Origin of the sequence: Marinomonas sp. KMM3893, assembly GCF_004352855.1 — a bacterium.
Classification (GTDB): Bacteria; Pseudomonadota; Gammaproteobacteria; order Pseudomonadales; family Marinomonadaceae; genus Marinomonas; species Marinomonas arenicola.
Genome location: NZ_SJSC01000002.1, coordinates 657,358 through 681,119, shown reverse-complemented (window position 1 = coordinate 681,119; position 23,762 = coordinate 657,358). Strand labels below are relative to the sequence as shown.

Annotated in this window: 21 protein-coding genes and 9 tRNA genes; 11 read left to right on the top strand and 19 right to left on the bottom strand. The window is 44.9% G+C overall.

Annotation, left to right across the window (positions count from 1 at the left end; genetic code table 11):
- Positions 1-60 precede the first annotated feature (60 nt).
- The 7 genes from E0D71_RS07615 to dinB all read right to left on the bottom strand — a co-directional run bounded on the left by E0D71_RS07615 (position 61) and on the right by dinB (position 5,642).
- On the bottom strand, positions 61-891 hold the full coding sequence (locus E0D71_RS07615) for a mechanosensitive ion channel domain-containing protein (RefSeq protein WP_133002698.1): 831 nt from the start codon (positions 889-891) through the stop codon (positions 61-63).
- Positions 892-932: 41 nt separating this feature from the next.
- Positions 933-1,247: a hypothetical protein gene (locus tag E0D71_RS07610; RefSeq protein ID WP_243711969.1), complete on the bottom strand. Its 315-nt coding sequence runs from the start codon at positions 1,245-1,247 to the stop codon at positions 933-935.
- Positions 1,248-1,300: 53 nt separating this feature from the next.
- The gene (locus E0D71_RS07605) at positions 1,301-1,765 is read right to left on the bottom strand and encodes a DUF2489 domain-containing protein (RefSeq protein WP_133002696.1); all 465 of its coding nucleotides are present in this window, start codon (positions 1,763-1,765) and stop codon (positions 1,301-1,303) included.
- Between the two features lie 83 nt (positions 1,766-1,848).
- On the bottom strand, positions 1,849-2,646 hold the full coding sequence (locus E0D71_RS07600; RefSeq protein ID WP_133002695.1) for an inositol monophosphatase family protein: 798 nt from the start codon (positions 2,644-2,646) through the stop codon (positions 1,849-1,851).
- 29 nt (positions 2,647-2,675) lie between these two features.
- Positions 2,676-3,344, bottom strand: coding sequence for a dienelactone hydrolase family protein (locus E0D71_RS07595; RefSeq protein ID WP_133002694.1), 669 nt, complete (start codon positions 3,342-3,344; stop codon positions 2,676-2,678).
- A 187-nt stretch (positions 3,345-3,531) separates the two neighbouring features.
- Positions 3,532-4,512 carry a hypothetical protein gene (locus E0D71_RS07590; RefSeq protein ID WP_133002693.1) on the bottom strand — a complete coding sequence of 327 codons (981 nt, stop codon included), beginning with the start codon at positions 4,510-4,512 and terminating at the stop codon, positions 3,532-3,534.
- A 68-nt stretch (positions 4,513-4,580) separates the two neighbouring features.
- Positions 4,581-5,642 carry a DNA polymerase IV gene (gene dinB, locus E0D71_RS07585; protein WP_133002692.1) on the bottom strand — a complete coding sequence of 354 codons (1,062 nt, stop codon included), beginning with the start codon at positions 5,640-5,642 and terminating at the stop codon, positions 4,581-4,583.
- Positions 5,643-5,976: 334 nt separating this feature from the next.
- Between dinB and E0D71_RS07580 the strand changes: the two genes are divergently transcribed.
- The 6 genes from E0D71_RS07580 to E0D71_RS07555 all read left to right on the top strand — a co-directional run bounded on the left by E0D71_RS07580 (position 5,977) and on the right by E0D71_RS07555 (position 9,827).
- Positions 5,977-6,594, top strand: a complete 618-nt coding sequence (locus E0D71_RS07580) for an LPP20 family lipoprotein (protein WP_133002691.1) — start codon at positions 5,977-5,979, stop codon at positions 6,592-6,594.
- Positions 6,594-7,784: a flagellar assembly protein T N-terminal domain-containing protein gene (locus E0D71_RS07575; protein WP_133002690.1), complete on the top strand. Its 1,191-nt coding sequence runs from the start codon at positions 6,594-6,596 to the stop codon at positions 7,782-7,784. Before E0D71_RS07580 ends, E0D71_RS07575 begins: the two co-directional genes overlap by 1 nt.
- Before the next feature lie 56 nt (positions 7,785-7,840).
- Positions 7,841-8,071, top strand: a complete 231-nt coding sequence (locus E0D71_RS07570) for a cell division protein ZapB (protein WP_133002689.1) — start codon at positions 7,841-7,843, stop codon at positions 8,069-8,071.
- Positions 8,068-8,544, top strand: coding sequence for a hypothetical protein (locus E0D71_RS07565; RefSeq protein ID WP_133002688.1), 477 nt, complete (start codon positions 8,068-8,070; stop codon positions 8,542-8,544). Before E0D71_RS07570 ends, E0D71_RS07565 begins: the two co-directional genes overlap by 4 nt.
- A 182-nt stretch (positions 8,545-8,726) precedes the next feature.
- Positions 8,727-9,689 carry a ProQ/FINO family protein gene (locus E0D71_RS07560; RefSeq protein WP_133002687.1) on the top strand — a complete coding sequence of 321 codons (963 nt, stop codon included), beginning with the start codon at positions 8,727-8,729 and terminating at the stop codon, positions 9,687-9,689.
- A 54-nt stretch (positions 9,690-9,743) separates the two neighbouring features.
- Positions 9,744-9,827, top strand: a tRNA-Tyr gene (locus tag E0D71_RS07555).
- Between the two features lie 769 nt (positions 9,828-10,596).
- On the opposite strand, the gene E0D71_RS07550 is transcribed toward E0D71_RS07555, so the two are convergent.
- From E0D71_RS07550 to E0D71_RS07510, 9 genes are all read right to left on the bottom strand, one after another.
- Positions 10,597-10,672, bottom strand: a tRNA-Lys gene (locus tag E0D71_RS07550).
- A gap of 31 nt (positions 10,673-10,703) precedes the next feature.
- A tRNA-Pro gene (locus tag E0D71_RS07545) sits at positions 10,704-10,780 on the bottom strand.
- Positions 10,781-10,782: 2 nt separating this feature from the next.
- Positions 10,783-10,858: transfer RNA gene (locus E0D71_RS07540), tRNA-Asn, on the bottom strand.
- A gap of 37 nt (positions 10,859-10,895) precedes the next feature.
- A tRNA-Lys gene (locus tag E0D71_RS07535) sits at positions 10,896-10,971 on the bottom strand.
- Between the two features lie 14 nt (positions 10,972-10,985).
- Positions 10,986-11,061: transfer RNA gene (locus tag E0D71_RS07530), tRNA-His, on the bottom strand.
- A gap of 26 nt (positions 11,062-11,087) precedes the next feature.
- Positions 11,088-11,164: transfer RNA gene (locus E0D71_RS07525), tRNA-Pro, on the bottom strand.
- A gap of 3 nt (positions 11,165-11,167) precedes the next feature.
- Positions 11,168-11,243 (bottom strand) — tRNA-Asn (locus tag E0D71_RS07520).
- A gap of 48 nt (positions 11,244-11,291) precedes the next feature.
- Positions 11,292-11,382: transfer RNA gene (locus E0D71_RS07515), tRNA-Ser, on the bottom strand.
- Between the two features lie 62 nt (positions 11,383-11,444).
- Entirely contained in the window at positions 11,445-12,515 is a 1,071-nt protein-coding gene (locus tag E0D71_RS07510) for a polysaccharide deacetylase family protein (protein WP_133002686.1), read from the bottom strand.
- 175 nt (positions 12,516-12,690) lie between these two features.
- On the opposite strand from E0D71_RS07510, the gene E0D71_RS07505 reads away from it, so the two are divergent.
- The 4 genes from E0D71_RS07505 (at position 12,691) to glsB (ending at position 16,845) form a co-directional block, all read left to right on the top strand.
- Entirely contained in the window at positions 12,691-13,887 is a 1,197-nt protein-coding gene (locus tag E0D71_RS07505) for a glycine C-acetyltransferase (protein WP_133002685.1), read from the top strand.
- 11 nt (positions 13,888-13,898) lie between these two features.
- Positions 13,899-14,924: an L-threonine 3-dehydrogenase gene (gene tdh / locus E0D71_RS07500; protein WP_133002684.1), complete on the top strand. Its 1,026-nt coding sequence runs from the start codon at positions 13,899-13,901 to the stop codon at positions 14,922-14,924.
- Positions 14,925-14,996: 72 nt separating this feature from the next.
- Positions 14,997-15,821 (top strand): NAD(+) diphosphatase, encoded by an 825-nt coding sequence (nudC, locus tag E0D71_RS07495; RefSeq protein ID WP_133002683.1) that lies wholly within the window; start codon positions 14,997-14,999, stop codon positions 15,819-15,821.
- Between the two features lie 112 nt (positions 15,822-15,933).
- A complete protein-coding gene (glsB, locus tag E0D71_RS07490) occupies positions 15,934-16,845 on the top strand; it encodes a glutaminase B (RefSeq protein WP_133002682.1) in 912 nt (303 codons plus the stop codon).
- 80 nt (positions 16,846-16,925) lie between these two features.
- Here glsB and ppnN read toward each other — a convergent pair whose 3' ends face one another.
- The 3 genes from ppnN to E0D71_RS07475 all read right to left on the bottom strand — a co-directional run bounded on the left by ppnN (position 16,926) and on the right by E0D71_RS07475 (position 20,352).
- Positions 16,926-18,299, bottom strand: a complete 1,374-nt coding sequence (gene ppnN / locus E0D71_RS07485; protein WP_207923344.1) for a nucleotide 5'-monophosphate nucleosidase PpnN — start codon at positions 18,297-18,299, stop codon at positions 16,926-16,928.
- Between the two features lie 101 nt (positions 18,300-18,400).
- Positions 18,401-19,666, bottom strand: coding sequence for a cell division protein ZapE (zapE, locus tag E0D71_RS07480; RefSeq protein ID WP_243711967.1), 1,266 nt, complete (start codon positions 19,664-19,666; stop codon positions 18,401-18,403).
- Positions 19,667-19,686: 20 nt separating this feature from the next.
- Complete coding sequence (locus E0D71_RS07475) at positions 19,687-20,352, bottom strand: glutathione S-transferase (protein WP_133002681.1); 666 nt, start codon at positions 20,350-20,352, stop codon at positions 19,687-19,689.
- A gap of 287 nt (positions 20,353-20,639) precedes the next feature.
- Between E0D71_RS07475 and E0D71_RS07470 the strand changes: the two genes are divergently transcribed.
- Complete coding sequence (locus tag E0D71_RS07470; protein WP_133002680.1) at positions 20,640-23,699, top strand: response regulator; 3,060 nt, start codon at positions 20,640-20,642, stop codon at positions 23,697-23,699.
- The last annotated feature ends 63 nt before the right edge of the window (positions 23,700-23,762 follow it).

The window sequence follows — 23,762 nt, the reverse complement described above, 5'->3', positions numbered from 1 at the left end:
AAAATGCCGCCAAGCAATGTTAATCACTTGGCGGCATTTTGAAAGCAATAATGCGAGTAATTAAGACTCTTGCTTATGCAGATGAACATCCATTTGAGGGTATGGAATACCAACACCGCGTTCATCAAAGGTGTATTTGATCTTTTCTAGAAGATCCGCTCTGACCGCCCAATAGTCCGCTGCTGCCACCCAAGGACGAAGGTTAAAATTGACGGAGCTGTCTGCCAGTTCAGAAACCGCGATTACCCAAGCTGGATCTTTTAACACCCGCTCATCGGCAGCCACAATTTCTTCCATAATACTTTTTGCCAGACGAATATCAGCATCGTAACTAATACCAATAACCAAATCTAAACGACGTGTTTTCTCACGCGAAAAGTTGACAATAGAGCCATTCATTATCGCTGAGTTCGGCGCAATAATAATGCGATTATCCGGTGTTCTAAGGTAGGTATGAAACAGTTCGATACGGTCTACCGTACCCATTTGACCCGCAGCATCAATAAAATCACCTGATTTAAATGGGCGTAATACAATGATCAATACGCCTGATGCAAAGTTAGACAATGACCCCTGTAAGGCCAAACCAACCGCCAAACCAGCCGCACCAAGAATGGCGATGAAGGAAGTGGTTTGTACACCGACTTGCCCAAGCGCCATTAAGATAACACCGGCAAACATCAAGGCATAAAGAATGCTAGAGCAGAAACCGGCTACCGCTTTATCAACCGACGCTTTAAGCATTCTATGCTCACACCAATGAGCCACTTTATGGGCAATAAACCGACCGACAAAGAAAATCACAATGCCGATTAATAAGTTAATTGCCATTTCTGAGATCCAAGGCAGTAGTTCAATGCCCTTATCTACTAATTGTTCCATATCGCTCATGTGCTTTAATCCTTAATCTAACGTTAATAAGATATAAGCCGCTAAGCGGCATAATGTACTTTATGTCGCCACTCATCCAACAAAGAGGCCAATTGCTTCACCCCGGCTTTGCTAAACCGAACATACAGTTTCCCACCAATAAGCTGGGCTCCCTTTTTATGTTCATCATCAATCATAAGACAAACTTCCCGCAACCGCTCAAATTGTTCGTTGTCTCGAATTGTCATGCCAATAAAAACATTCCAATCATATTCGAGCAAGACGCCATTTACTGCTTTTTCCAATAGCGCAGTACAATCGCTCTGATTCAGTCGATAATAAGGCACTTTTGATTTGTGCTTTAAATAAAACACCATCAAGGAAACCAACAAGCAAAAACATAAAAAAACAGAAAGAACAAACTGTAAAATCATGAATCAAAAGAATAGACCAACAAAGCGGCTTTAGCACGCTTCAAATGCTCAAGATATTCCGTTTCGTAACGCGCCATCTCATTGCTGAACTTAGCCCGCGCATCTTTTGGTAAACTCTTCCATTGTTCGTGCGTCGGAATATGCTCAGTTTTTTCAGTGATAATATAAAAAGCCGAAATGTCATCGTGTTGCGATAGATCTACGCTCAACTGATCGAGTAAGTTTTTCACCCGTATGCTGGTTTCGATCCAGGTAAGCTTTTCATCCGTACCAACGGCTTTTAATAAAATTTGAATGCTATCAATTCGCTTTTGTCGCTCTTCCGCCACAAAAGATTCTCCGGCACGGATTCTCTCTTCACGTAAACGGTTCACCTTTAATTGGCGGGCAATAAACCAAAGAGACGCAGATATAACCGCAATACAGCCGATAATCAGTATTATAAAGACAGTAAAAGACATAAAAATCCAATATTAATCATGAGAATTAACTCATCATTCACTTAATTTAAGAAAGTTGGCTCAAGTACCCCAGTGGCATCATACTAATCCACGGCCAACACTTGTTGCATCGCATCATATAATGATGGCGCACAAACCAATAACGAATCACCGTTAATCTCCAATGGCCAGGCAGATTCAACCTCATCATAGCGCCCTAAGACAGCGCCTGCCTCTACAGCAATCAAGGCTCCTGCCGCCATATCCCATGGTTTTACGGATTCATAATAAGCCTGTAATCGCCCTGCCGCGACCCAACATAGATCCAATGCTGCGGACCCATTACGTCGCACATCCTGACATTGATGTAATACATTTGAAACCCGTTTAATCAGCTTTTCGAGCGCATTTTTTTGGTAGGGAAACCCAGTGGCCACTAACGCATTGCGTAAGCTAACCCCATCGGCAACCCACAAACGTTCACCGTTCAAATACGCACCTTGACCTTTAATGGCCCAGTAACATTCGTCTAGGAAAGGAGCATACACGACCCCTAACAAGCGCTGACCGTCAACGTATAAACCAATAGACACAGCAACATGACGATGATGGTGCGCAAAATTCACCGTGCCATCAATAGGGTCTATCACCCATGTCGGCACAGCATCCAAAGACAAATTAGGAGAAGACTCTTCTGAAAGAATACGATGATCAGGATAGGCTGCGATAATTTCTTGGCATAAATAATGATCGATCGCCAAATCGGTTGATGTCACCAACTCATGATCCGCTTTGTAATCGGCAGAAAAACCTTTCTTCTCCCTCGCCTCCACCATGATAGTGCCAGCGTGAGAGGCAATCCGTTTAGCGAATGCCAACAACTTGTCTGTGTTCAGCGTCATCTTGCTCTCCTTTTGTTAACCCAGCCAACTCAAGCTAAACGAGCGTGCAACCATGCAGAAATATCAGCAATCTGTTCCGGACAAACAGAATGAGGCATCTCATAGGTTTTATACTCAACATTAAACCCTTGATCCGTTAACGCTTTTTTCGCGTCCAATGCCAAGCTAGGGGCCACCACAGGATCTTGAGATCCATGATGAATCAAGAAAGGAGTTGTACCATTGTGGCTGCCCGCCGCCGCAGGGACATCAGATTTATTCGCCAGGTAAGTAGATAATGCCATCACTCCTGCCAGTGTATGCTCGGTGGTTAACGCTAGCTGATAAGCAATCACGCCGCCTTGTGAAAAACCGGCCAGAATAATACGAGAAGCATCAATTCCCGATGCGATTTGCGCTTCGATTAAAGCACTGATTTGCTGGCAAGATTCTTCAATATTCAACATATCTACTTTGCGTTCAAGCGTCATTTCATAAATATCATACCAAGCTCGCATCACCATACCGCCATTGACCGTCACTGGGCGCTGCGGTGCATGGGGAAAAACAAAACGCCACTTTTGATCAGGGCGAATTTTTAATGCCGGTACTATGGATTCAAAATCATGCCCATCTGATCCTAATCCATGCAGCCAGATAATCGCTGCATCCGCTGTTTCTGCCGTCTCTACTAATACACAAGGCAACAAATCTGTCATTCTTTACTCCAATAAATACAGGCCCAAACAGTACAGGCAAAAAATAGGCTATAAGGTTAAAAAAAAGCGAACGAGCAGTCTAAACTCGTTCACTTCTTTTTTTAAGCAATGGCCTATTATATCGACAAATATTTATTGTAGATAACTCTTTACTATGACAACTCGACGAGATTAACCCGCCACAGCACTAATGCTCGGTTGGAAAACGCAAGCCCGTCACCTCTTGCTGATGATTAAGGCGAAACACAACATCAGATCGTTCAGACATGGTAGCCATAAGGTGGCGAGTAAGACGTTCGTAATATTGCATAAAACCTTTCAGCGCTTCTGGCGACATCACTTTGATATCAAGCGTGTCTAATACACCACCATGAATATCATGCAGATGCGCTTCCAGCATGCGCTCTTGTTTATTACGCCATTGATAAACAACATCATAGTCTGGCGCTTCCATCCACATCATAATGTCGATATTCGCGAACAAGTCTTTATAGCCTTCTTGTAAGTGCTGATTAATAAGACTTCGCCACACCCCATCTTGATCTTTGTCTTTTTCCAAACGGTTCATTGGTTGATCCAGTCCATCTCCTAACGCCGATGCGCCAACACACCAACCTTCAAGAAAGATAACGTCCACTGGACCTTGTACTTCACTCCACAAATGCACCGGTTTTCTATCGTCTAGGGATTTATCAAACGCTGGTAGCTTCATGATTTCGCCATCTTTCAGCGTTCGTAACCGCTCAAAAAGCATCAAGGCCATATCAATATCATGAGTACCAGGCACTCCTCGCGTAGCAAATAGAGGGTGCATGGTCTGCGCATAATGGAGCCGATCTTTGCGCGTTCTGTATAAGTCATCCAAACTGACCACAATACTCTTTATGTCAAAGCCTTTACAAAGCACACGGCTCACGACCCGACTAAAGGTCGTTTTGCCTGACCCCTGCGGCCCGCCAAGCCCCACCACTAACGGGCCATTGGCCGACTTCACTTTACTGCTTAACCAAGTTGAGAAAGGTAAGTACAAAGCACCTAATTGATCTACTAACGCATCGCTGGCGTACAAACTTTTTAGAGTTTGCTCAACCTCAAAGCGTAAACGCCCCGCTAACGAGTCTGGCACCTCATGCTTCCAGCCATTTAATAATTTGGGATTTCTATTCATAAGACAGTACCTCCGCATTACTTCAGTAACTATAGCAGCAAGATAAAAATGCGGTTATTTTTTAAGCACTACTCAAACATCATATCAAGCTGCCGGGGCGCGGGAGCGGACAAACGATAGCCCACTCCAATCAGCCGCACTGGACGAGATTGCCTTTGGTAGGCACGCGTTAACAAAGCAACAAAGACCTCTTTCGAAAATCTACTTTGAATCGCTTGCTCTATCGTTGTTTGCTTAAAATCGTTAAATTTCAATTTGAGGTAATACTTGCTCACTTGGGCATCAAAACCACGACCAGCCATGCGCTGATCGAGACTCGCGAGCAACTCAGGCAATTGCGCCAAACACGACTCCAAGGATTGCAGATCTTCGGCAAACGTATGTTCCACAGACACACTCTTCCTCTCACGGGAAGTTTGCACAGGCCGATGATCAATACCAAGGGCATATTGAGACAAGCGAAAAGCCATGCTGCCGAAGTTTTTTTGCAAAATAGAGAAATCGACTTTCTGAAGGTCTGAGCAAACAAACACCCCTAACGCCGCAAGCCGCTCTTGAGAGACCTTGCCAATACCTGAAATGCACTTAACCGGTAATTGCGAGACAAATTCAAACTGTTGGTCTGGGGAAATAGTGGTTAGGCCGTCTGGCTTTTGCCAATCACTGGCGACTTTTGCAATGAATTTATTGGTCGCCACACCAGCGGATACAGTGATACCAATTTGCGCCAAAACTTGCTGGCGAATTTGCTCAGCGATTCTCGTCGCACTGCCTTGGCAGGCGTCAGAATCCGTCACATCAAGGTAGGCTTCATCCAAAGAAAGCGGCTCAATAATGTCTGTGTACTGGCGAAAAATGGCATGCATTTGCCGCGAGGCAAGGCGATATTTTTCCATGTTCCCAGGCACGACTATTAAAGCTGGGCACAATCGCTTTGCCACCGCCGTTGGCATTGCAGAGCGAACGCCGAAAGAGCGCGCGATATAGTTAGCGGTACTTAATACGCCTCTGGTTTGGGAGGAACCACCAATCGCCAATGGCACTTGGCATAAGCTAGGATCATCGCGCATTTCAATGGCGGCATAAAAGCAATCGGCATCAATGTGAATAATTTTACGTGGGTTAGACATAGTCACGCTCAGGAAAACACTGTATATAAAAACAGTCTACACACTTAGCAAAGCAAAACAACCTAGCGCAATCGAGCCATTGTGCTACCACACTGCTTAAGGTAAAAAAGAAAAAACCAAGAGAAAGTATAGATTTCCCAAAAAAACAGCAGAAATTTGCTTATTTACACCAGCAAACATGGACGCTAACAAGCAAAATAGTTTACATTTTGCATCGTATAAAATGCATCAAAGCAAGCCGTGGCCTGCTTCTTGCTTCTTTACACCATTAAATGCACTTTTATACCGTAGAATTATCATGATTTTTTATATAAAACACGACAGGGACACCATTATGACATCAGGTTTTAAATTATTTTCCATCGCCATAATGAGTATAGCGCTTGCGGGGTGTCAGAATTTATTCCAAAGAACAGGCGAAGAGTGCAACACAGTTGGACCTTGTAACGGCAACACAGTCGACGTTGGCAATAACGGCCTGATCAACACCAACACGCAAAGCCAAGTTCGCCGCGTCGTGAAGCAACCCCCAATTATTGTTAACGCAACCGGTTATGCTGCGGTAAGCACCAGTAAACGTTTTTCTAAGTCTCAGGCTCGCCTTATGGCGCTGCGCAGCTCCACTCTTGATGCGTACCGAAACCTTTCTGAACGTGTCTACGGTTTGAAATTAGACGGTTCAAGCTCCTTGAATAATATGGTGCTACAACACGACGAATTGCGTTCTTACATCGACTCCTACCTTGTCGGCGCTAAGGTCGTATCTCAGCGTGAACACGAAGATGGCACCTTTGAAACAGTGGTTGAAATGGCATTACAGGAAAATTTCCGCGAATGCGTTAGCTCGCCAAGCAATATTGCCAATAACCCACAATGTCAGACACACCAAAATTACAAAACAGTGAACGCCTCTCGCTCGAATTCCACTGCTAATTTCTATACGATTGAATAATGTCTTTCACACGTAAGTATTGTCTGTTTATCGCGCTCTCGGTGCTGTCCATCGCACCCAGCTTTGCGCAATCGGTTACCGCAACCGGGAAGGCCATTGTCTATAACGACGATGTAGACGATGCACGCTATCGAGCAACGCAACAAGCAATCAAACAAGCCGTTCTGCAATCCAGCTCTAGAGTGAGTGTGAATGATCGACTAAAAAATGGCGATTTGGATTCCGACATACAAATTCGCAGTGCTGGGCGCGTTCAACAAGCTAAAATCCTCCATGAAGAGCGCAAAGGTGACTTTCTTACGGTTGTCGCTCGCGTCAATGTCACACCTGATTCTCAGTGCGGCAATGGAGCGACCAACTTCTATCAAAAATCCGTCGGCGTGACGGGCTTTAAACTTCAAGACCCAGAGCAAGCCAGCTTAGGGCGACTCAATAATATTTCTAGGGAGCTTCCTAGAGATCTAGCCAATGCGATCAACAAACAAGGCTTTCTTCGGGCTTTGAACGCAACCAACGTCGCCATTTACCCAGATCTTATTAATGCACCATCGGCGATCAACGACGAAGGCGCGTTAAGCAATGTCACTCGTATCGGCCAGCAGCTGGGCGTACAATATATTATCAGCGGCGTCATTCGTGACATTAGCCCGCTGTATTTAAGAACACCCGATAGTCCCTCTGACAATCAAGAGGATGGTATCCAAAAAGAACGAAACTTCGTCCTAGATCTATACATCTATGACAGTTTCAGCGGCGCACTCTTTTTCCAAAAACGCTACAGCGAAATTGGTGAGTGGGACATCGCAGACAATGCACGTGTAGGCTTTGGCAGTGCCAAGTTCTGGACGGTTCATTACGGTAAAGTGGTCCGAGAGATCTTAAGAGAAAGCGCGATTGATACCAGTGAGAAACTACGCTGCCAACCTTTTATTGCCAGCATATTTCGCACCGAAGGCAACCGCGTTCATATTTCTGCCGGCTCTTTATCTGGAATTAAACAAGGCGATAAACTAAGCGTCTACCGTCGCTTTGAAATCCACAATCAAAACCAAACAGCGCAGACACAACTGAATAATGCCAATATCAATGTTACTATCAAGCAAGTGCAACCCAACTTTTCCATTGGTGAGCTTGCCGTTGACGCTCAGATATTAAATGTTCAGCAACAAGATGTTGTGATTGCTTGGTAATTTTCACACTAACGCTATTTTTATAAAGCGATTTTATATACTTTAGGATAAACACAATGAACAACGAATTACTTCACCACCTAGAACAACGCATTAACGAAGCTGTTGAAGAAATCTCTTCTCTACGTCAGAAAATTTCTGAACTAGAAATGCAGAATTACGAGCTAAGCGAAGGCAAAAGTGAATTAGAAACCATGCTAACTCAAAAATCTGAACAGCAATCAAACTGGGAATCTTCTTTATCTGAGATGCTAAACCGTCTTAACCAATTGGATAATAAACAATGAGATCTTTACTCTTTGCCACTTTAGTTTTCTTCTGCGGAAGCGCAATTGCTGAAGAAGGACAAGTTGCAAGCTTATTGAGCTTTGAAGCAACGGCCGCTCGTCCTTCAACAGACAATGATACCGGCAGCACAACCTCTATTCTGAGAACCATGATGGAATTCACAACACCATCTAACTTCTCTATGTACGGTGGTTTTGCTTTTTCATTGGGTGATGACCCTGAAAGTGCGATTGCTTTAGGTGGCCGCTACTACAGCGCCACCCCTGCATTCCAAATAATACCAGGCTCTCCAATGTGGTCTTATATTGGCCTTGGTGTCGACTTTTTTGACGACAATGTTTATTACCCAGAAGCAGGGTTTCGCATTGCAACATCGAATACAAGTCGATTGGATGTCTTTGTAAAACTGTTAAACAGTAGCAGCGCCAAATACGATCAACACGTGATGGTCGGAGCTGGACTTACTTTCTAAGCAATATGAAATTAATGTCTAGCTTATTTATCTGCTTATTGGCTGCCTCTGCTTTCATATGGCATAAAAGTAATCCAACTATCTCGGTCGTTCAGCCGAATGATACTCAACGGCAAGAAATGATTGGAGTGAAAAACACCCCAAGCATTCCATTAACACCGTTATAGAATTGAGCCTTGCGTATGGAACAATTAATCGCCAAACTCGAAGCTGAGGTCGACCAGCTTATCGAAAAGCTAAAAGCCGCCAACGAGGAAATCGCACAACTGAAAACGGAGAATGCAAATTCACCTGACAGCAGTAGCGCCTCAATGGATCTTTTACAGAACATGGTATCGCGTTCGACTGAAGATCAATTACAATTGTATATTGAAGACTCTTTAGATCTTCTCGTACCGGCTGACACAATAAATACCCCAGCACCGAAAAGCGAAGTGGAAAATCAACTGAGCTTTGACTTGCTGAACTCTCTTGCTGAAACCAGCATCACAACCACGACAACAGAACAGACTGATTACATGACAATACAACAACCAGAGCTTAACGGCTTGCCAGAAGTACAAGACGAAATCCAAGTGGAAACCACCACAAACGATGTACAACCAGCAAGTGAAAGCACGCAAGAAGCAGCGACACTGACGCCAGAGCAAAAGAAGCGTCAGAAGAATCAAAAAAATAACCGCCGCCTAATTAAGATGCTAGAAGACCGTTATCCAAAAGCGTTTGATTGGAACCAGCCTAAACCTCTGAAGGTCGGTATCGATAAAGACATGGTTCTTGATGATGACTTCAATGCCAGCAAGCAGAAACGCGCCCTAGCCGCTTACACTCGCTCTGACAGGTACAAAAAATGCCTATTGTCAGGACAACCTCGCATTGACCTTGAAGGCACCCCTGTAAACAACGAGCCAGCATTGCCTGAGTCGATGATTCCTAAAAAGGAAAAAACCACCTTTAATCGCCCTAAGAGCGACAGAACACCACGCTCAAAGGCAAAAGCGCCAGCCAGCAAAAAAACCGCTAGCAAGCCGAACAACAAGCCTAAAAACGCACCTAGCCCACAAAAACGCCAGGATGACGCATACGATAATCTGTCTCCTGAAGAGCGTATGAAGGCAAAACTTGAAAAACTTCTTAATAAATAAGAAAAAAGTGTTTACACGATGATGCGCGGCATATAATATATGCCGCGCTGCTGTGGAGGGGTTCCCGAGTGGCCAAAGGGAGCAGATTGTAAATCTGCCACGAAAGTTTCGGTGGTTCGAATCCACCTCCCTCCACCATTAATTCTTTTCTTTATAGATCAATCCTTTATCTATAAATATGACATTCCTATTTAGATTTTTCTGATACTTATCACCACATCAGCAAATAATCAAAACCTTATCCACAGAAAAACACCACCACATTAAAAAAGAAAAAACTGAATAACTACACCGGTTAAGCACAAGCTTATCCACAAAACGTGCGTTCAGAGCCTTTTAATCCACTAAAACAAACAAAACCACAAGTTACCCACACTAAACAGAAAACATCACACCACAAGCCCTCAGAGCACCTCAGAAAGCCAAACCAACAAATGACACCATGTGAGCTAAAGACCAAATAATCGACGACACCACATCCATTTGTGAGCTGAAATCGTAGACCAACACGAACGGAGGCACGACGGGAATCCGGCACTGAAAACGAAGCTTTCACCCTGCAACCAACACAGCTCAAGTGGACTCCATCTAGCCTACGCTGAGATCTGGAATTCTGAATTATTCGTAGGCCAGCATGGACACAGGAATCTGGTCACTCTTTTTTACAAGCACTCCAGCCCACAAAAACAGGCAGCTTACTTAAACTAGACGATAGACGATAGACGATAGACGATAGACGATAGACGATAGACGATAGACGATAGACGATAGACGATAGACGATAGACGATAGACGATAGACGATAGACGATAGACGATAGACGATAGAATATTTTAAATTGAATCAGAGAAAGATCTAGGAATTAACACAAGAAAGGGAAATAAAAGAGAGAGGATTATGAGAAGAATGGTGGGTCGTACTGGATTCGAACCAGTGACCAATTGATTAAAAGTCAACTGCTCTACCAACTGAGCTAACGACCCGCTCATAATTTTCTATGTTCTAACAACCTAATGGTCGGAGTAGAGAGATTCGAACTCCCGACATCCTGCTCCCAAAGCAGGCGCGCTACCAGACTGCGCTATACTCCGATTGGCTCCTCGAACTGGACTCGAACCAGTGACCCAATGATTAACAGTCATTTGCTCTACCAACTGAGCTATCGAGGAATTAATAAGGTTTGCAGAATTATATTCTGACGATAGTTGGTGGGTCGTACTGGATTCGAACCAGTGACCAATTGATTAAAAGTCAACTGCTCTACCAACTGAGCTAACGACCCAACTATCAGAGTAATGGGGTGGACGATGGGGCTTGAACCCACGACCGCCGGAATCACAATCCGGAGCTCTACCAACTGAGCTACGCCCACCATTACTAGGTGACGATAAAATTAAATGGTCGGAGTAGAGAGATTCGAACTCCCGACATCCTGCTCCCAAAGCAGGCGCGCTACCAGACTGCGCTATACTCCGATCTGGCTCCTCGAACTGGACTCGAACCAGTGACCCAATGATTAACAGTCATTTGCTCTACCAACTGAGCTATCGAGGAACTAATTTTATCTTTGCTTACAACACAACAACCTTCCTAAAAGGAAGATGGCGGAGGAGGAGAGATTCGAACTCTCGGTAGGCTATTAACCTACGCCAGTTTTCAAGACTGGTGCATTAAACCGCTCTGCCACCCCTCCGTTGCGAGCGAGATGTATAATACTGATTTGAGATTTCAGTGCAACATCTTTTTTAAAAAAAGTTAACTTTTTCCAACTTTTTCTACTACATAGCCCTGATCTGCCCCTGGACGGATCCAAACATTGGAATACCAGTAATAATGCTTCGCACTTTGATCTGGCATGGTGCAGTTAATTCTTCCACGACCAACACCAAATGCGCTGGGCGCAGTAACCACGACTTCGTTCTTCTCTATCCAGTTCAACGACGCCTTGCCTTGGCCGGAGACATAACAGGCCAAATCTTTCAGGCGATAGTTACCCGGCTTAAACGTTAAACGAATAGACACAGGTTTATCCGTCGCAAAATCCCCGCCACTTTCTTCATTAAGAAGAGGCATAGGCTTAGACGCCAGCTTCACTTTTAAAGTAGACAGTTTGGCAAAACGTCCAGATGCCGGAAAACGTGGCAGATCTTCAAAGTTAGAATCCGCACTGACCACACCGGACTGCTGACCAAACGCCATAAGGCCTCGTTCTTTTACCAGTGCACGTATTACATCGTTGGACTCGCCATAAGGGTAAGCCAACATTTTAGGAGAATGCCCTAGCTGCTCATTCAATATGGTTTCTACGGTATCCACTTCATGGGCCATACGAGCTGACCATTGATCGTTGGTTTCACCCGCTTCTTTTCTTAACATGTAAGGATGATTGATCGTATGGTTGGCAAACACACCACCAGACTTCTCCATCTCTTTAATGTCTTGCCAAGTCAAAAAGTGATGATTTCGTCCAATCGGCTTAGTATTCAGAAAAACGGTGAACGGAAAACCTCTTTCCTTAAGAATAGGAAAACCGCCTAGATAGATGTCTCGATACGCATCGTCAAAAGTAATCGCGACCGCTTTATCAGGTAAGCTCTGATGTTTTTTCAACTTCTCTAATGCGTCTTTCAAATCAACCACTTGAAAACCAGCGGTTTTAAGGTAATCCATCTGCTCGGTAAACTGAGCTGGCGTAAGCGAGGTAGAAGCAGGGGTTGTCTTACTCACATGATGGTATTGAAGAATCGGCAAATAATCCTGAGCACTGACCCCAACACTCATCATCATGGTGCTGATCAGCACACTGCTACGTACTTTAGATAACATTCAATCGTCTCTCTGCTTAAAATTTGTGCTCATTCTACGCGACAGCTTTAACAAAAAGCCAGCCATCGAAAACAAACTGTTACGGTCATTTTGATACTTCACTGCATCTACACGAGACCCAACAAGCCTTCTACACTTAATTTCATCATATCGCAGCATTAAAGAGAGAATTAGCATGAACCGATCTACATTTTTTCAAAACCTCGAGCGCCAGCTAGAAGAGCTAAAAGACCAAGGCCTTTATAAAGAAGAAAGAGCGTTAGCGTCTCCGCAGTCTAGCCAAGTAACCACCGCCGACAATGCTAGCTTGATCAACCTTTGCGCCAACAACTATCTAGGTCTTGCCAACAATAAAGATGTCACACAAGCAGCCCATGAAGCGCTAGATACTTTTGGCTATGGTATGGCGTCTGTACGCTTTATCTGTGGCACACAAAATATTCACACCACATTAGAAGCCCAGATTAGCCAGTTTTTACAAATGGAAGACACCATACTCTACTCGTCTTGTTTTGATGCTAATGGTGGTTTATTTGAAACCTTGCTGAATAGTGAAGACGCGATTATCAGTGATGCTCTTAACCATGCCAGCATCATTGATGGGATTCGTTTATGCAAAGCCAAACGCTACCGCTACGCCAACAACGATATGCAAGAACTAGAAGCACAACTACAACAAGCAGACGCCGATGGGGCTAAAACAAAACTGATCGTCACCGACGGTGTGTTTTCCATGGACGGCATTATTGCTGACCTTAAATCCATTTGTGATTTAGCCGACCAATACGACGCTCTCGTGATGGTTGACGATTCTCATGCCGTTGGCTTTTTAGGTGAAAATGGTCGCGGCAGCCATGAGTACTGCGACGTCATGGGTCGAGTAGACATTATTACCGGCACTTTAGGTAAGGCTTTAGGCGGCGCATCGGGCGGCTACACCAGCGCCTCAAAACCCATTGTTGAATGGTTGCGCCAACGTTCACGCCCTTATTTATTTTCCAACTCATTGGCGCCAGTCATTACCGCCACCACATTGGAAATTTTAGAGCTCATCAAAAAAGGCAACGACGCTCGCTTGCAACTTAAAGCGAACAGCGCTTATTTTAGAGAAAAGATGAGCCAATTAGGGTTCAACCTAGTGCCCGGCGACCACCCTATCATTCCCGTTATTCTTGGCGACGCCAAATTAGCCAAGGAAATGGCCAACGCACTTTATCAAGAAGGGATTTATGTCACCGGTTTTTCCTACCCTGTGGTGCCTATGGGAAAAGCCAGAATCCGCACTCAAATGTCAGCCTCATTAACCAAAGAGCAGCTTGATCACGCGATTGATGCTTTCGCCAAAATTGGCCGTTCTCTGAACATTATTTAAGGAGTCACACCATGAAAACGCTTGCCAAGCTACACGCAGAAAAAGGCATCTGGATGACTGACGCACCATACCCAGAATGCGGCCATAACGACGTCGTTATTAAAATACATAAAACCGCCATTTGCGGTACTGACATGCACATTTACCATTGGGATGAGTGGGCGCAGAACACCATTCCTGTGCCAATGACCGTTGGTCACGAATTTGTCGGCGAGATCGCTGAAATCGGCGCTGAAGTAAACGGCTTTCATATCGGCGATCGAGTGTCTGGTGAAGGTCACATCACTTGTGGTCATTGCCGTAACTGTCGAGCAGGCCGACGCCATTTATGCCGTGAGACATTAGGCGTTGGGGTTAACCGAACTGGCGCGTTTGGTGAGTATTTAGTAATCCCAGCCAGTAACGCTTTTAAAATCCCTGACGACATCAGTGACGACATGGCTGCCATTTTCGACCCATTTGGTAATGCCACACACACGGCCTTGTCTTTTGACCTTACGGGCGAAGATGTATTGATTACCGGCGCAGGTCCAATCGGCGCCATGGCCGCCGCGATCGCCAAACACGTTGGCGCAAGAAATGTGGTGATTACCGACGTCAATGACTTCCGTTTAGAGCTGGCAAAGAAAATGGGCGCGACTCGCACCGTCAATGTTAGCCAAGAGTCATTAAAAGACGTCATGAAAGAAGTCGGCATGACAGAAGGCTTTGATGTGGGCCTAGAAATGTCAGGCAATGGGGCTGCATTTTCATCCATGCTGGAATGCATGAATCACGGTGGCAAAATTGCCATGCTCGGCATTCCTGGCAAAGAAACCACCATTGATTGGAACCAAGTTATTTTCAAAGGGCTTATCATTAAAGGTATCTATGGCCGAGAAATGTATGAGACCTGGTATAAGATGGTGGCCATGCTGCAATCTGGTCTCGATATTAGCCCGATTGTGACACATCACTTCCCTATTTCGCAGTTTCAGGAAGGATTTGAGGCGATGGCATCTGGCCAATCAGGGAAAGTTATCCTTAATTGGGATTAATCCTACCGACTCTGTTGCGTCAAACTGAGCTTCGCGTTAGCGTAATCTTTTTGCACTCAACAGAGCCTTCTCATGTTAGAAATCGGTACCCATGCGCACCCTACTCCTCATCAGGATGCGCTTTATATTTTATTGCATAAAAACCAAGTTTTAATCGAATCAGAAGAACGTTTCCTTATTCCTTTTACGGCTTTTCAGCCTGACGCGAATATGCGTGCTGTGTATTGCGGTCAGTGGCTTTCTGCAGACGATTCACGACAAGATGTGTTTGTGTGCCGTTTTGAAAACATGCCCAGAGGCTTTCGCGAGATGGGCTTGCGTGAATTACTCTTCTTACAAAACGAAGCCAACTATCTTCTACTGAGCCGCGCCCACCAGCTTTCAACCTGGGATAGAGACCACAGATTCTGCGGTCGCTGCGGCACAGAAATGCGCAACAGGCACACCACAGAACACACTAAAATCTGCCCAACCTGTAATCTACGCCACTATCCTAGGATTTCACCTTGCATCATAGTCTCGGTCAAAAAAGGCAATAAGCTACTGCTCGCCAGAGGCACACAGATGCAAACAGACATGCAAAGCAACATTGCAGGCTTTGTTGAAGCCGGTGAAACGTTAGAGCAAGCGGTCGCCCGCGAAGTCCAAGAAGAAGTGGGCATACAGGTTAAAAACATTCGCTATGCCAGCAGCCAACCTTGGTCTTTTCCCCATCAGTTAATGGTCGGCTTCTTTGCCGATTACGATGGCGGCGAACTGACACCGGCGCCAGGCGAAATAGAAGAAGCCGCGTGGTGGGATATCGATAATCTGCCGAATATTCCTAGCCCTGTGACTATCTCAGGGCAAATCATTAGACAACACGCCCTATGGATACAACAAAACCCAGATAAGTAAACATTCGAACACGAAAACGCTTGTTGGCATCACCCGCCGACAAGCGCTATCGTGACGCATCATTTTTCTGTATAAACCCGCCTTTCGATAAGCATTAAATAGGTAACCACCTGTGGATGAATTGCTACACAGCATAGAACAAAAAGTGCGCCCGTTAATCGGTGCCGGTAAAGTCGCTGACTACATCCCAGCACTCGCCAACGTGGACCCAAATCAATTTGGCATTGCCATCTATAGCAACAGCGGTGAACTTTTTCACACTGGACAAGCGGACACTGAGTTTTCGATACAGAGTATTTCAAAGGTCTTCAGCTTAACGCTTGCTATGAAACATTATGGTGAAGACATGTGGCAACGAGTGGGTCGTGAGCCATCCGGCAACCCATTCAACTCTCTTGTTCAACTAGAGTATGAGGCGGGCATCCCCCGTAACCCTTTCATCAATGCGGGCGCATTGGTGGTGAGTGACATGAATCAGTCCCGTTTTGCCTCGCCGCACTACGCCATGCGTGAATACATACGCCGCTTATCGGGGAACCAGGGGTTAACCTCCGATAAAACCGTCTCAAATTCAGAGTACGAGTTTCGTGCGCGCAATGCCTCCATGGCGTATTTAATGAAAGCCTTTGGCAACTTTCATAATGACGTAGAAGACGTGCTGCACAATTATTTTGATAACTGTGCCATGCGCATGAGCTGCATTGATCTTGCGAAAGCGTTTAGCTTCTTAGCCAACAAGGGCTATTGCCAGCACAGTGGCGAACAAGTTATTAGCGCTCGCGAAGCCAAACAGGTCAATGGACTATTAGCCACCAGCGGCTTATACGACGAAGCCGGAAACTTTGCCTATCGTGTTGGATTACCTGGTAAAAGTGGTGTCGGAGGCGGTATTGTTGCCATAGTACCAAACCGCTTTTCGGTGTGTGTCTGGTCGCCAGAATTAAATACATCAGGCAACTCCTTGGCAGGCATTGCGGCTTTAGAAGCCCTTTCAGACAGTATCGGCTGGTCTGTTTTTGGCTAATCTTTAGCCACCTTAATCGCGCAATAAAAAAAAAGGCACTGGGCCTTTTTTTTGTTGCGCGTGTTACTTAATCTAGCGACTCAACCAGTCACGACCTTATAACAAGGAATGTATTCACTGCCTGGCAACTTCATGCGCTGCTGAGTAACGAAAGCCTGCAATAACGCGTCTAATTTTTCCAACAGCAATTTATCACCGTGGATTTCAAAAGGGCCAAACTCTTTGATATAAGCCACGCCTTGCGCCTTAACGTTACCAGCGACGATAGACGAGAAAGCACGACGTAAATCCGCCGCTAATAAATGCGTTTCCTGACCAAAGTGCAAATTCAAGCCACGTACTTTGTCATGGGTCGGTTCAAACGGATGCTGAAATTCTTCTGGAATGTACAGCTTCCAATTATAATAAAAGGCATCTTGGTGCGCTTTACGATAATGACGTACGTCTTCTAAGCCTTGCTTCATCGCACGCGCCACAGCCACTTCATCTTCTATAATGATTTGGTATTTCTCTTGCGCTTCTTTCCCTAACACATCACCAATAAAAGCGTGGATCTGCTCAAAGTAATCCGCACTTTCTTTTGGTCCAGTGAAGATCAATGGGAAAGGCACATTGGCATTTTTGGGATGCAGCAAAATACCTAAAATATACAGAATTTCTTCAGCAGTACCCGCTCCACCAGGAAACACAATGATGCCATGTCCAGTACGAACAAAGGCCTCTAGGCGCTTCTCGATGTCTGGCATGATCACCAGCTTGTTCACAATCGGGTTAGGTGACTCTGCTGCTATGATGCCAGGCTCAGTTAACCCCAAGTAAACACCGGTATGAATTCGCTGTTTCGCGTGCGCTATGGCCGCGCCCTTCATCGGCCCTTTCATCGCGCCAGGCCCACAGCCGGTACAGATATTTAACTCACGCAATCCAAGTTGATGACCTACTCGCTTGGTGTAATCGTATTCGTTACGAGCAATCGAGTGCCCTCCCCAACAGACCACCATGTCTGGGCTTTGAATGCGGCGAAACACATTGGCATTGCGCAGCAATTCAAATACCACATTGGTGATTTTATCAGAGCTTGCCGAGTCTAGGCCGCGCGCTAAATTGTATTCGTGATAAGTAAAAATAATGTCACGCAGCACGCTAAACAACATTTCGCGCACGCTACTGATCATTTTGCCGTCCACAAAGGCGCTTGCTGGGGCATTTTTTAATTGCAGTTTGACGCCACGCTCTTGTTGAATAATACGGACATCAAAATCTTTGAACTCTTCCATGACGGCGTTCGCGTCATCGGAGTCACTGCCGCAGTTTAAAATGGCCAATGCGCAGCTGCGGAATAAAGAATGAAGTGAACCAGAATCATCGGACATGCGAGATATCTCATCTTGCGATAACATCTCCAATGCCCCTTTCGGTGCGACTAGCGCATCAACGCGATCTTCGTACAACATGATCGCTCTCCTTTTCATATGTTATTGTCTTAGTCGCTATCTTGGTTACGGATAGCCTATTTATCAAGCCATAAAAAATGGAGAAAAGCGACAAACGCGCGCTATTTAGCCAAATAACCTCGAATCGATTGGTAGTGAAGGGACTGCATTTCGGTTAAACGGCTGTAAGTTCGCCGAAATTCGAACAACAAGGCGCCATTTTGATAAAGAGAGGCCAATAGCACATCAGCACTTAAATACAGCACCACTTGATGGTCATAGCATTCGTCGACCAAACTAATAAAACGTCGTACTGCGTCGTCATTAATGCCCAAAGACACCACCCGCTCACCAGTTTGCCCTGACCCAATGGCACCATCTTCCGTGCCTCGCGCTTTTATCCGCTCATAGGGTTCGTTGCTTAATACAGGAATACCAGACACAAAAATACAAGGAAAACGCTGCGCCAGTTCGATGTAGTCTAAAGAAGATCGCGGCCCATCACACAGGTCAAAAAAATCAAACCAAGCAACATTGTCAGACGCCTTTCTAACGGCAATGGCCCGACGGCATACGCTAAGCGGTGCCGAAGATACCCGCCCATGAGACAAGGTTAAAAAAGCCAGCTCTAAGGCATTTTCATCTTGCACAAAATACACAGGGTCCGTTCCCTTGTGACGCATCCTGTGATCTTCTTCACCATGCAGATGAATACTCTCTAAGTTGCGCTGCAATAACGCAATCGACGGTTCAAAGCGTTGTTTTTGCAATTGGCTCTGGAACAGGCCTTCTACGGGAATATTAGAGGTTGCAACCAGTAAGACACCCTCTTTAAAGAGCGACTCGACCAACCCGCCTAACAACATGGCATCGCCAATGTCGGAGACGAAAAATTCATCGAAGCACAACACCTTGCACTCTGTCGCTAAGCGCTTAGCAATGCCTTCTAATGGGTTCTTTTGACCGAACGCCAAATTAAGTTCACGGTGCAAACGTGCCATAAAATGATGAAAATGCAGCCTTAACCCCATCCCCTCTGGCAAACACTCGTAAAAGAGATCCATTAAAAAGGTCTTTCCACGGCCCACATCTCCCCATAGATACACCCCTTTCACCGGATTAGATGGAAGATCAGAGGAGACGACAACGCGGTTCTGTGAGCGAGCCGCCATAAGGTTTGTGTAGACACCATCTAACGCCAACAGCGCCGCCTGCTGATGTTCGTCAAAACGAATGTCTTGATGTCGTAGTTTCTCTTCGTACACAGTGATCGGTGAGGACATAAAAAGATAAGCGCTGATGAATAAAGCAATATTGTCGCCGCTGGCTAAAGGTTTCTCAAGACACTTTGTTTGTCGATCATCAAGCAAAGTGTCTATTTCCTCCACATAATCACCAAATTAGACGCTTACGCAGCCTCGCCGGTTGTCACTCTCTTTATCGCTTTTTGGTAATGAGGCATGGCTTCGACCTGTTTTATAAAGCGGTCAATATTAGGATAAGCAGACAGGTCAAGACGAGCGCTTGCTGCGATCAAGGGAAAACTCATTTGAATGTCTGCCCCAGAGACACGATCACCAGCAAACCAAGTACGTTCTGCTAAAGTACGCTCAATAAACGCCAGCTGAGGTATCAATCTAGGGAGTAAGAAACTCGAGTGAACTTTTTGACCAATCGATTTGGCAATCGGCTTGGCAAAAAAAGGCATTGGACTGGTCGTTATCTTGGTAAACACTAGCTTCATCACCAATAGTGGCATTAAGGAGCCTTCCGCAAAATGCAGCCAATAACGATAATCTAATAAAGCCTGCCCTGCAGCAGGTCTGAAACGCCCATCCAGATCGTACCGCTCAATCAAGTATTCGATAATCGCACCAGACTCTGCAATCACCAGCTCGCCGTCACTCAAAATCGGCGCTTTGCCAAGAGGGTGTATACTGAAAAGCGACTCTGGTGCGGCCAGGGTGACAGGGTCCCGCTGATATTGAATCACCTCGTAAGCCAGCCCTAATTCTTCCAGTAACCACAACACTCGCTGTGAGCGAGATTGTTCCAAATGGTGAAGCGTTATCATGTTATCTCCTTATGAGTCAGAGGAATTGTGAGTACCTTTAACCCTATACGAGTAAGACCTCTTATTGGATGACTTATCTGACCAGTTTCTCAGCGCTTGGCGCAGGAATACTTGTTCACCTTCACGCTAAACGATAGAGTAGAGACCTGAATGAGATTGGCTACGCTTCGGCTCTTTATATAGAAGACGATGCGTTATCCCTATCGTTATTAACCATACCGTTTCTCACATTTTTATAACCCTCTAATACAAATGCTCATGCATTTGCTTAGGCTGATACCCCTATTATGAATAACATACTGAAGCCAAGATTCATTGCCATTCTTATTTTGCCTTTCGTGCTGGCAGTTTCCATTGTGCTTGTCTATTTGGATTTTGAGCGCAGGGAAAGTTTTTCCAACTCCCATGTGGTTTCTGAAGTGAATCGTGTCTATAGCAACGCAGACAGCATCTTAAATAAATTCTATTGGGACAGCGTAGACACCACCATTCACGTTACCTTTCAAGGCGTTCAGCAGGATATATTTAAAATAAAAGATTCAACCAAAGGCGCCTATAACGACCTTGATACCATCTTTAGAAATTCATTCTTGATGAATAAGTCCGTCACTCAAGTACGATGGATTGATAAAAATGGCCTGGAACGCTATCGCATGAATCGAACCTTGGAAAAGGGTAAAAAAGACGAGATTAGCGTCGTAAACAAAGACCAATTACAAAACAAATCCGGGCGCTACTACTTCACCGAAGCAAAGAAGTTAAGCAGTGGCTACATCTATTTGTCTAAACTGGATTTGAATATAGAAAACAACGTCATAGTAACGCCTTATCAGCCAACGATAAGACTGGCCACACCGATTAAAGACGCTGAAAATCAGTTCCAAGGCATTATCGTCATCAACTTCAATTTAAATGACCTTTTCCAGAAACTGAATCAGCTAAGCTCACCGGGCATCGATGTTGATTTATTTAACGAGCAAGGCAGCTTGCGTTATTCTAACTCGTTCTCTGATTCCTCTTTCCTAGACATACTCAGCAATGGCGTTTTGAATGGAAATAAGCAGACGTTAGAAGGTTTCTACCAGAAGAGAGATGAGTTCGAAGCCATCAAATCAGGCGCTAAAAATCTACCTTACCACACCCTTGGTGGCGTCGATTACGCCCCACAAGTAAGAGCAGAAGAGAGCATTTATCTACTTGTTTCAACCAAACAAACCTATTTGGATCGTCTATTTAAAGACAATCTCCTTGACTCATCCATCATTGGGCTTATTGCATTAATATCTGGGATCTTGCTGTTAATATTAATTCACAGGTCTGATCAAAAAGTCATCCGATTAAACAGTGAACTGAACAAGCAACTCAAAATATCTGAAAACTCCAGAGCGTTTAAATCTCAATTCCTCGCCAATATGAGCCATGAAATACGCACCCCAATGACCGCAATATCAGGGTTGCTAGAGCTACTGCTCAAAGAAGACCTAGATGAGAAAATCGTCAAACGCCTGAAAATCATCAAAGATTCTTCCGATGGCTTACGCAGAATCATCAATGACATTTTAGACCTAAGCAAAATAGAAAGCGGAAAGTCTGTTCTTTCCAAATCGGAATTTAGACCATCCCTTACCATAGAGCGCAGCATATCAACCTTCAATGGCTCCGCTAATTTAAACGGCTCTGAATTATTACTGGATATGGAACCTAGCTTATTCTTCTACTATTGCTTAGGGGATGAATATCGAATTGAACAAGTCATTAACAACTTACTCAGCAATGCCATTAAATTCAGTGGTGGCAAACCCATTACGCTTGCCGTGAGCTACACCACGAACAGCAATAAGACATTAACACTGTCTTGTGCCGTCATAGACCAAGGCGTTGGCATGTCCAACTCTCTGGTTGCGACATTAGGTGAAAAATTCACCCAAGCCGACAACACGCTATCAAAAGAGAATGGCGGCACAGGCTTAGGGTTATCGATCTCCAAAGAACTATTACGCTCTATGGGATCTGACTTAGAAATCAAAAGCGAACTGGGTAAAGGGTCAGAGTTCGGCTTCACTCTAGAGCTAGACGTGGTGAAAGAAGAGAGCGTGATCGATCGTGAAAAAATCAACATCTACGCACTCAACGTATGGGTCATCAACAAAATAAACAAAAGCTCAGACTTTATTAATAAGCTCTTTCGCCATTGGGGCTGTAATGCCACCGCCATCTCCACTCAAGATGAGCTAGAGAATGCCATTCAGTCACTTTCAACAAGCGATAACCCGCTCGATTTCATCATCTTCGACATCGAGAACCCTGTTTCCCTAGACGATGTGCAAACTGTGATCGACCGTTTTTCTGCTAAGCAGCTCGGCCTAACCAAGCTGGTGTTAATGTCATCTAACGAGCAAAACGCGAGAACCTACAAAGACACGGCTATCGAAGTGTATTTTATTAAGAAGCCCGTTACTGTCTCTAACTTTCTAGAGCTGCTGCAAAACCTAGAATTAGTGCCTAACATTCAGCTTGTCGAAGATGACAGTAGCAACCTAGTCAAAACATTAGAGGCTAAGATTATTGATCGAGTTGCTCGCATCGGGGCGCCAAAAATACTGCTGGTGGAAGATAATTTAACCAACCAAAGTATTATTTCGGAGATTTTTAAAAGCGTTAACATTAATGTCGTGCTCGCCAACAATGGCCAAGAAGCGGTTGATAGCGTGCACAACAATGATTTTGATATCGTCTTTATGGACGTTCAAATGCCCGTGATGGATGGATTAGAAGCCACCAAGATCATTCGACATAGCTTCTCCTTAGACGAACTCCCTATCATTGCATTATCAGCAGGCGTCACAGAGCAGGAGTTTCATACGTCCAAAGAAGTGGGTATGAATAGCCATGTTCCAAAACCAATAGATATGAACAAGTTGATGCAAGCCATCATCGACTATTGGCCAGAGCAAACCGTGATAGACAAAGAGAAATCCGTAGATAGCGCCCCAATCGCCACCCCCAAAACAAGTGGGATAAGCTTAGACGAGCTCAATCAAATGGACCGCTTTGATCTATCAAACACTATATTCAAATGGATCGGCAGTGATGCCTATTACACAGTATTAGACTCTTTCCTAGCCGACTATGCAGAACTTAATGTCAGCAATGAAACATTAACCTATGCGGAAAAAACAGCCTACGTACACAAGTTAAAAGGCGTCAGTGGCAACATAGGTGCCATGTCGTTGTTTGCAAGCTGTGCAGAGTTTGAAGCGCAATTGAATGAAAAAGACATTTCAATCACTCCCCTACTCACAGAACTCATGGAGGACATTGAAACATTGAAACGCACCAAGCAATAAGGCGTCAGCGTCGCGCCTTAATTGACGATTTCTCTTAAGACCTGAGGCTTAGACGACTGATTC

What these genes read in the sequence shown, in the direction of transcription:
- E0D71_RS07595 (WP_133002694.1), bottom strand. Translation starts at nt 3,344, where the DNA reads ATGACAGATTTGTTGCCTTGTGTATTAGTAGAGACGGCAGAAACAGCG.
- E0D71_RS07475 (WP_133002681.1), bottom strand. Translation starts at nt 20,352, where the DNA reads ATGATAACGCTTCACCATTTGGAACAATCTCGCTCACAGCGAGTGTTG.
- tdh (WP_133002684.1), top strand. Translation starts at nt 13,899, where the DNA reads ATGAAAACGCTTGCCAAGCTACACGCAGAAAAAGGCATCTGGATGACT.
- E0D71_RS07575 (WP_133002690.1), top strand. Translation starts at nt 6,594, where the DNA reads ATGTCTTTCACACGTAAGTATTGTCTGTTTATCGCGCTCTCGGTGCTG.
- E0D71_RS07600 (WP_133002695.1), bottom strand. Translation starts at nt 2,646, where the DNA reads ATGACGCTGAACACAGACAAGTTGTTGGCATTCGCTAAACGGATTGCC.
- E0D71_RS07570 (WP_133002689.1), top strand. Translation starts at nt 7,841, where the DNA reads ATGAACAACGAATTACTTCACCACCTAGAACAACGCATTAACGAAGCT.
- dinB (WP_133002692.1), bottom strand. Translation starts at nt 5,642, where the DNA reads ATGTCTAACCCACGTAAAATTATTCACATTGATGCCGATTGCTTTTAT.
- E0D71_RS07590 (WP_133002693.1), bottom strand. Translation starts at nt 4,512, where the DNA reads ATGAATAGAAATCCCAAATTATTAAATGGCTGGAAGCATGAGGTGCCA.
- E0D71_RS07510 (WP_133002686.1), bottom strand. Translation starts at nt 12,515, where the DNA reads ATGTTATCTAAAGTACGTAGCAGTGTGCTGATCAGCACCATGATGATG.
- ppnN (WP_207923344.1), bottom strand. Translation starts at nt 18,299, where the DNA reads ATGTTGTACGAAGATCGCGTTGATGCGCTAGTCGCACCGAAAGGGGCA.
- E0D71_RS07565 (WP_133002688.1), top strand. Translation starts at nt 8,068, where the DNA reads ATGAGATCTTTACTCTTTGCCACTTTAGTTTTCTTCTGCGGAAGCGCA.
- E0D71_RS07605 (WP_133002696.1), bottom strand. Translation starts at nt 1,765, where the DNA reads ATGTCTTTTACTGTCTTTATAATACTGATTATCGGCTGTATTGCGGTT.
- E0D71_RS07610 (WP_243711969.1), bottom strand. Translation starts at nt 1,247, where the DNA reads ATGGTGTTTTATTTAAAGCACAAATCAAAAGTGCCTTATTATCGACTG.
- nudC (WP_133002683.1), top strand. Translation starts at nt 14,997, where the DNA reads ATGTTAGAAATCGGTACCCATGCGCACCCTACTCCTCATCAGGATGCG.
- E0D71_RS07560 (WP_133002687.1), top strand. Translation starts at nt 8,727, where the DNA reads ATGGAACAATTAATCGCCAAACTCGAAGCTGAGGTCGACCAGCTTATC.
- E0D71_RS07580 (WP_133002691.1), top strand. Translation starts at nt 5,977, where the DNA reads ATGACATCAGGTTTTAAATTATTTTCCATCGCCATAATGAGTATAGCG.
- E0D71_RS07505 (WP_133002685.1), top strand. Translation starts at nt 12,691, where the DNA reads ATGAACCGATCTACATTTTTTCAAAACCTCGAGCGCCAGCTAGAAGAG.
- E0D71_RS07615 (WP_133002698.1), bottom strand. Translation starts at nt 891, where the DNA reads ATGAGCGATATGGAACAATTAGTAGATAAGGGCATTGAACTACTGCCT.
- E0D71_RS07470 (WP_133002680.1), top strand. Translation starts at nt 20,640, where the DNA reads ATGAATAACATACTGAAGCCAAGATTCATTGCCATTCTTATTTTGCCT.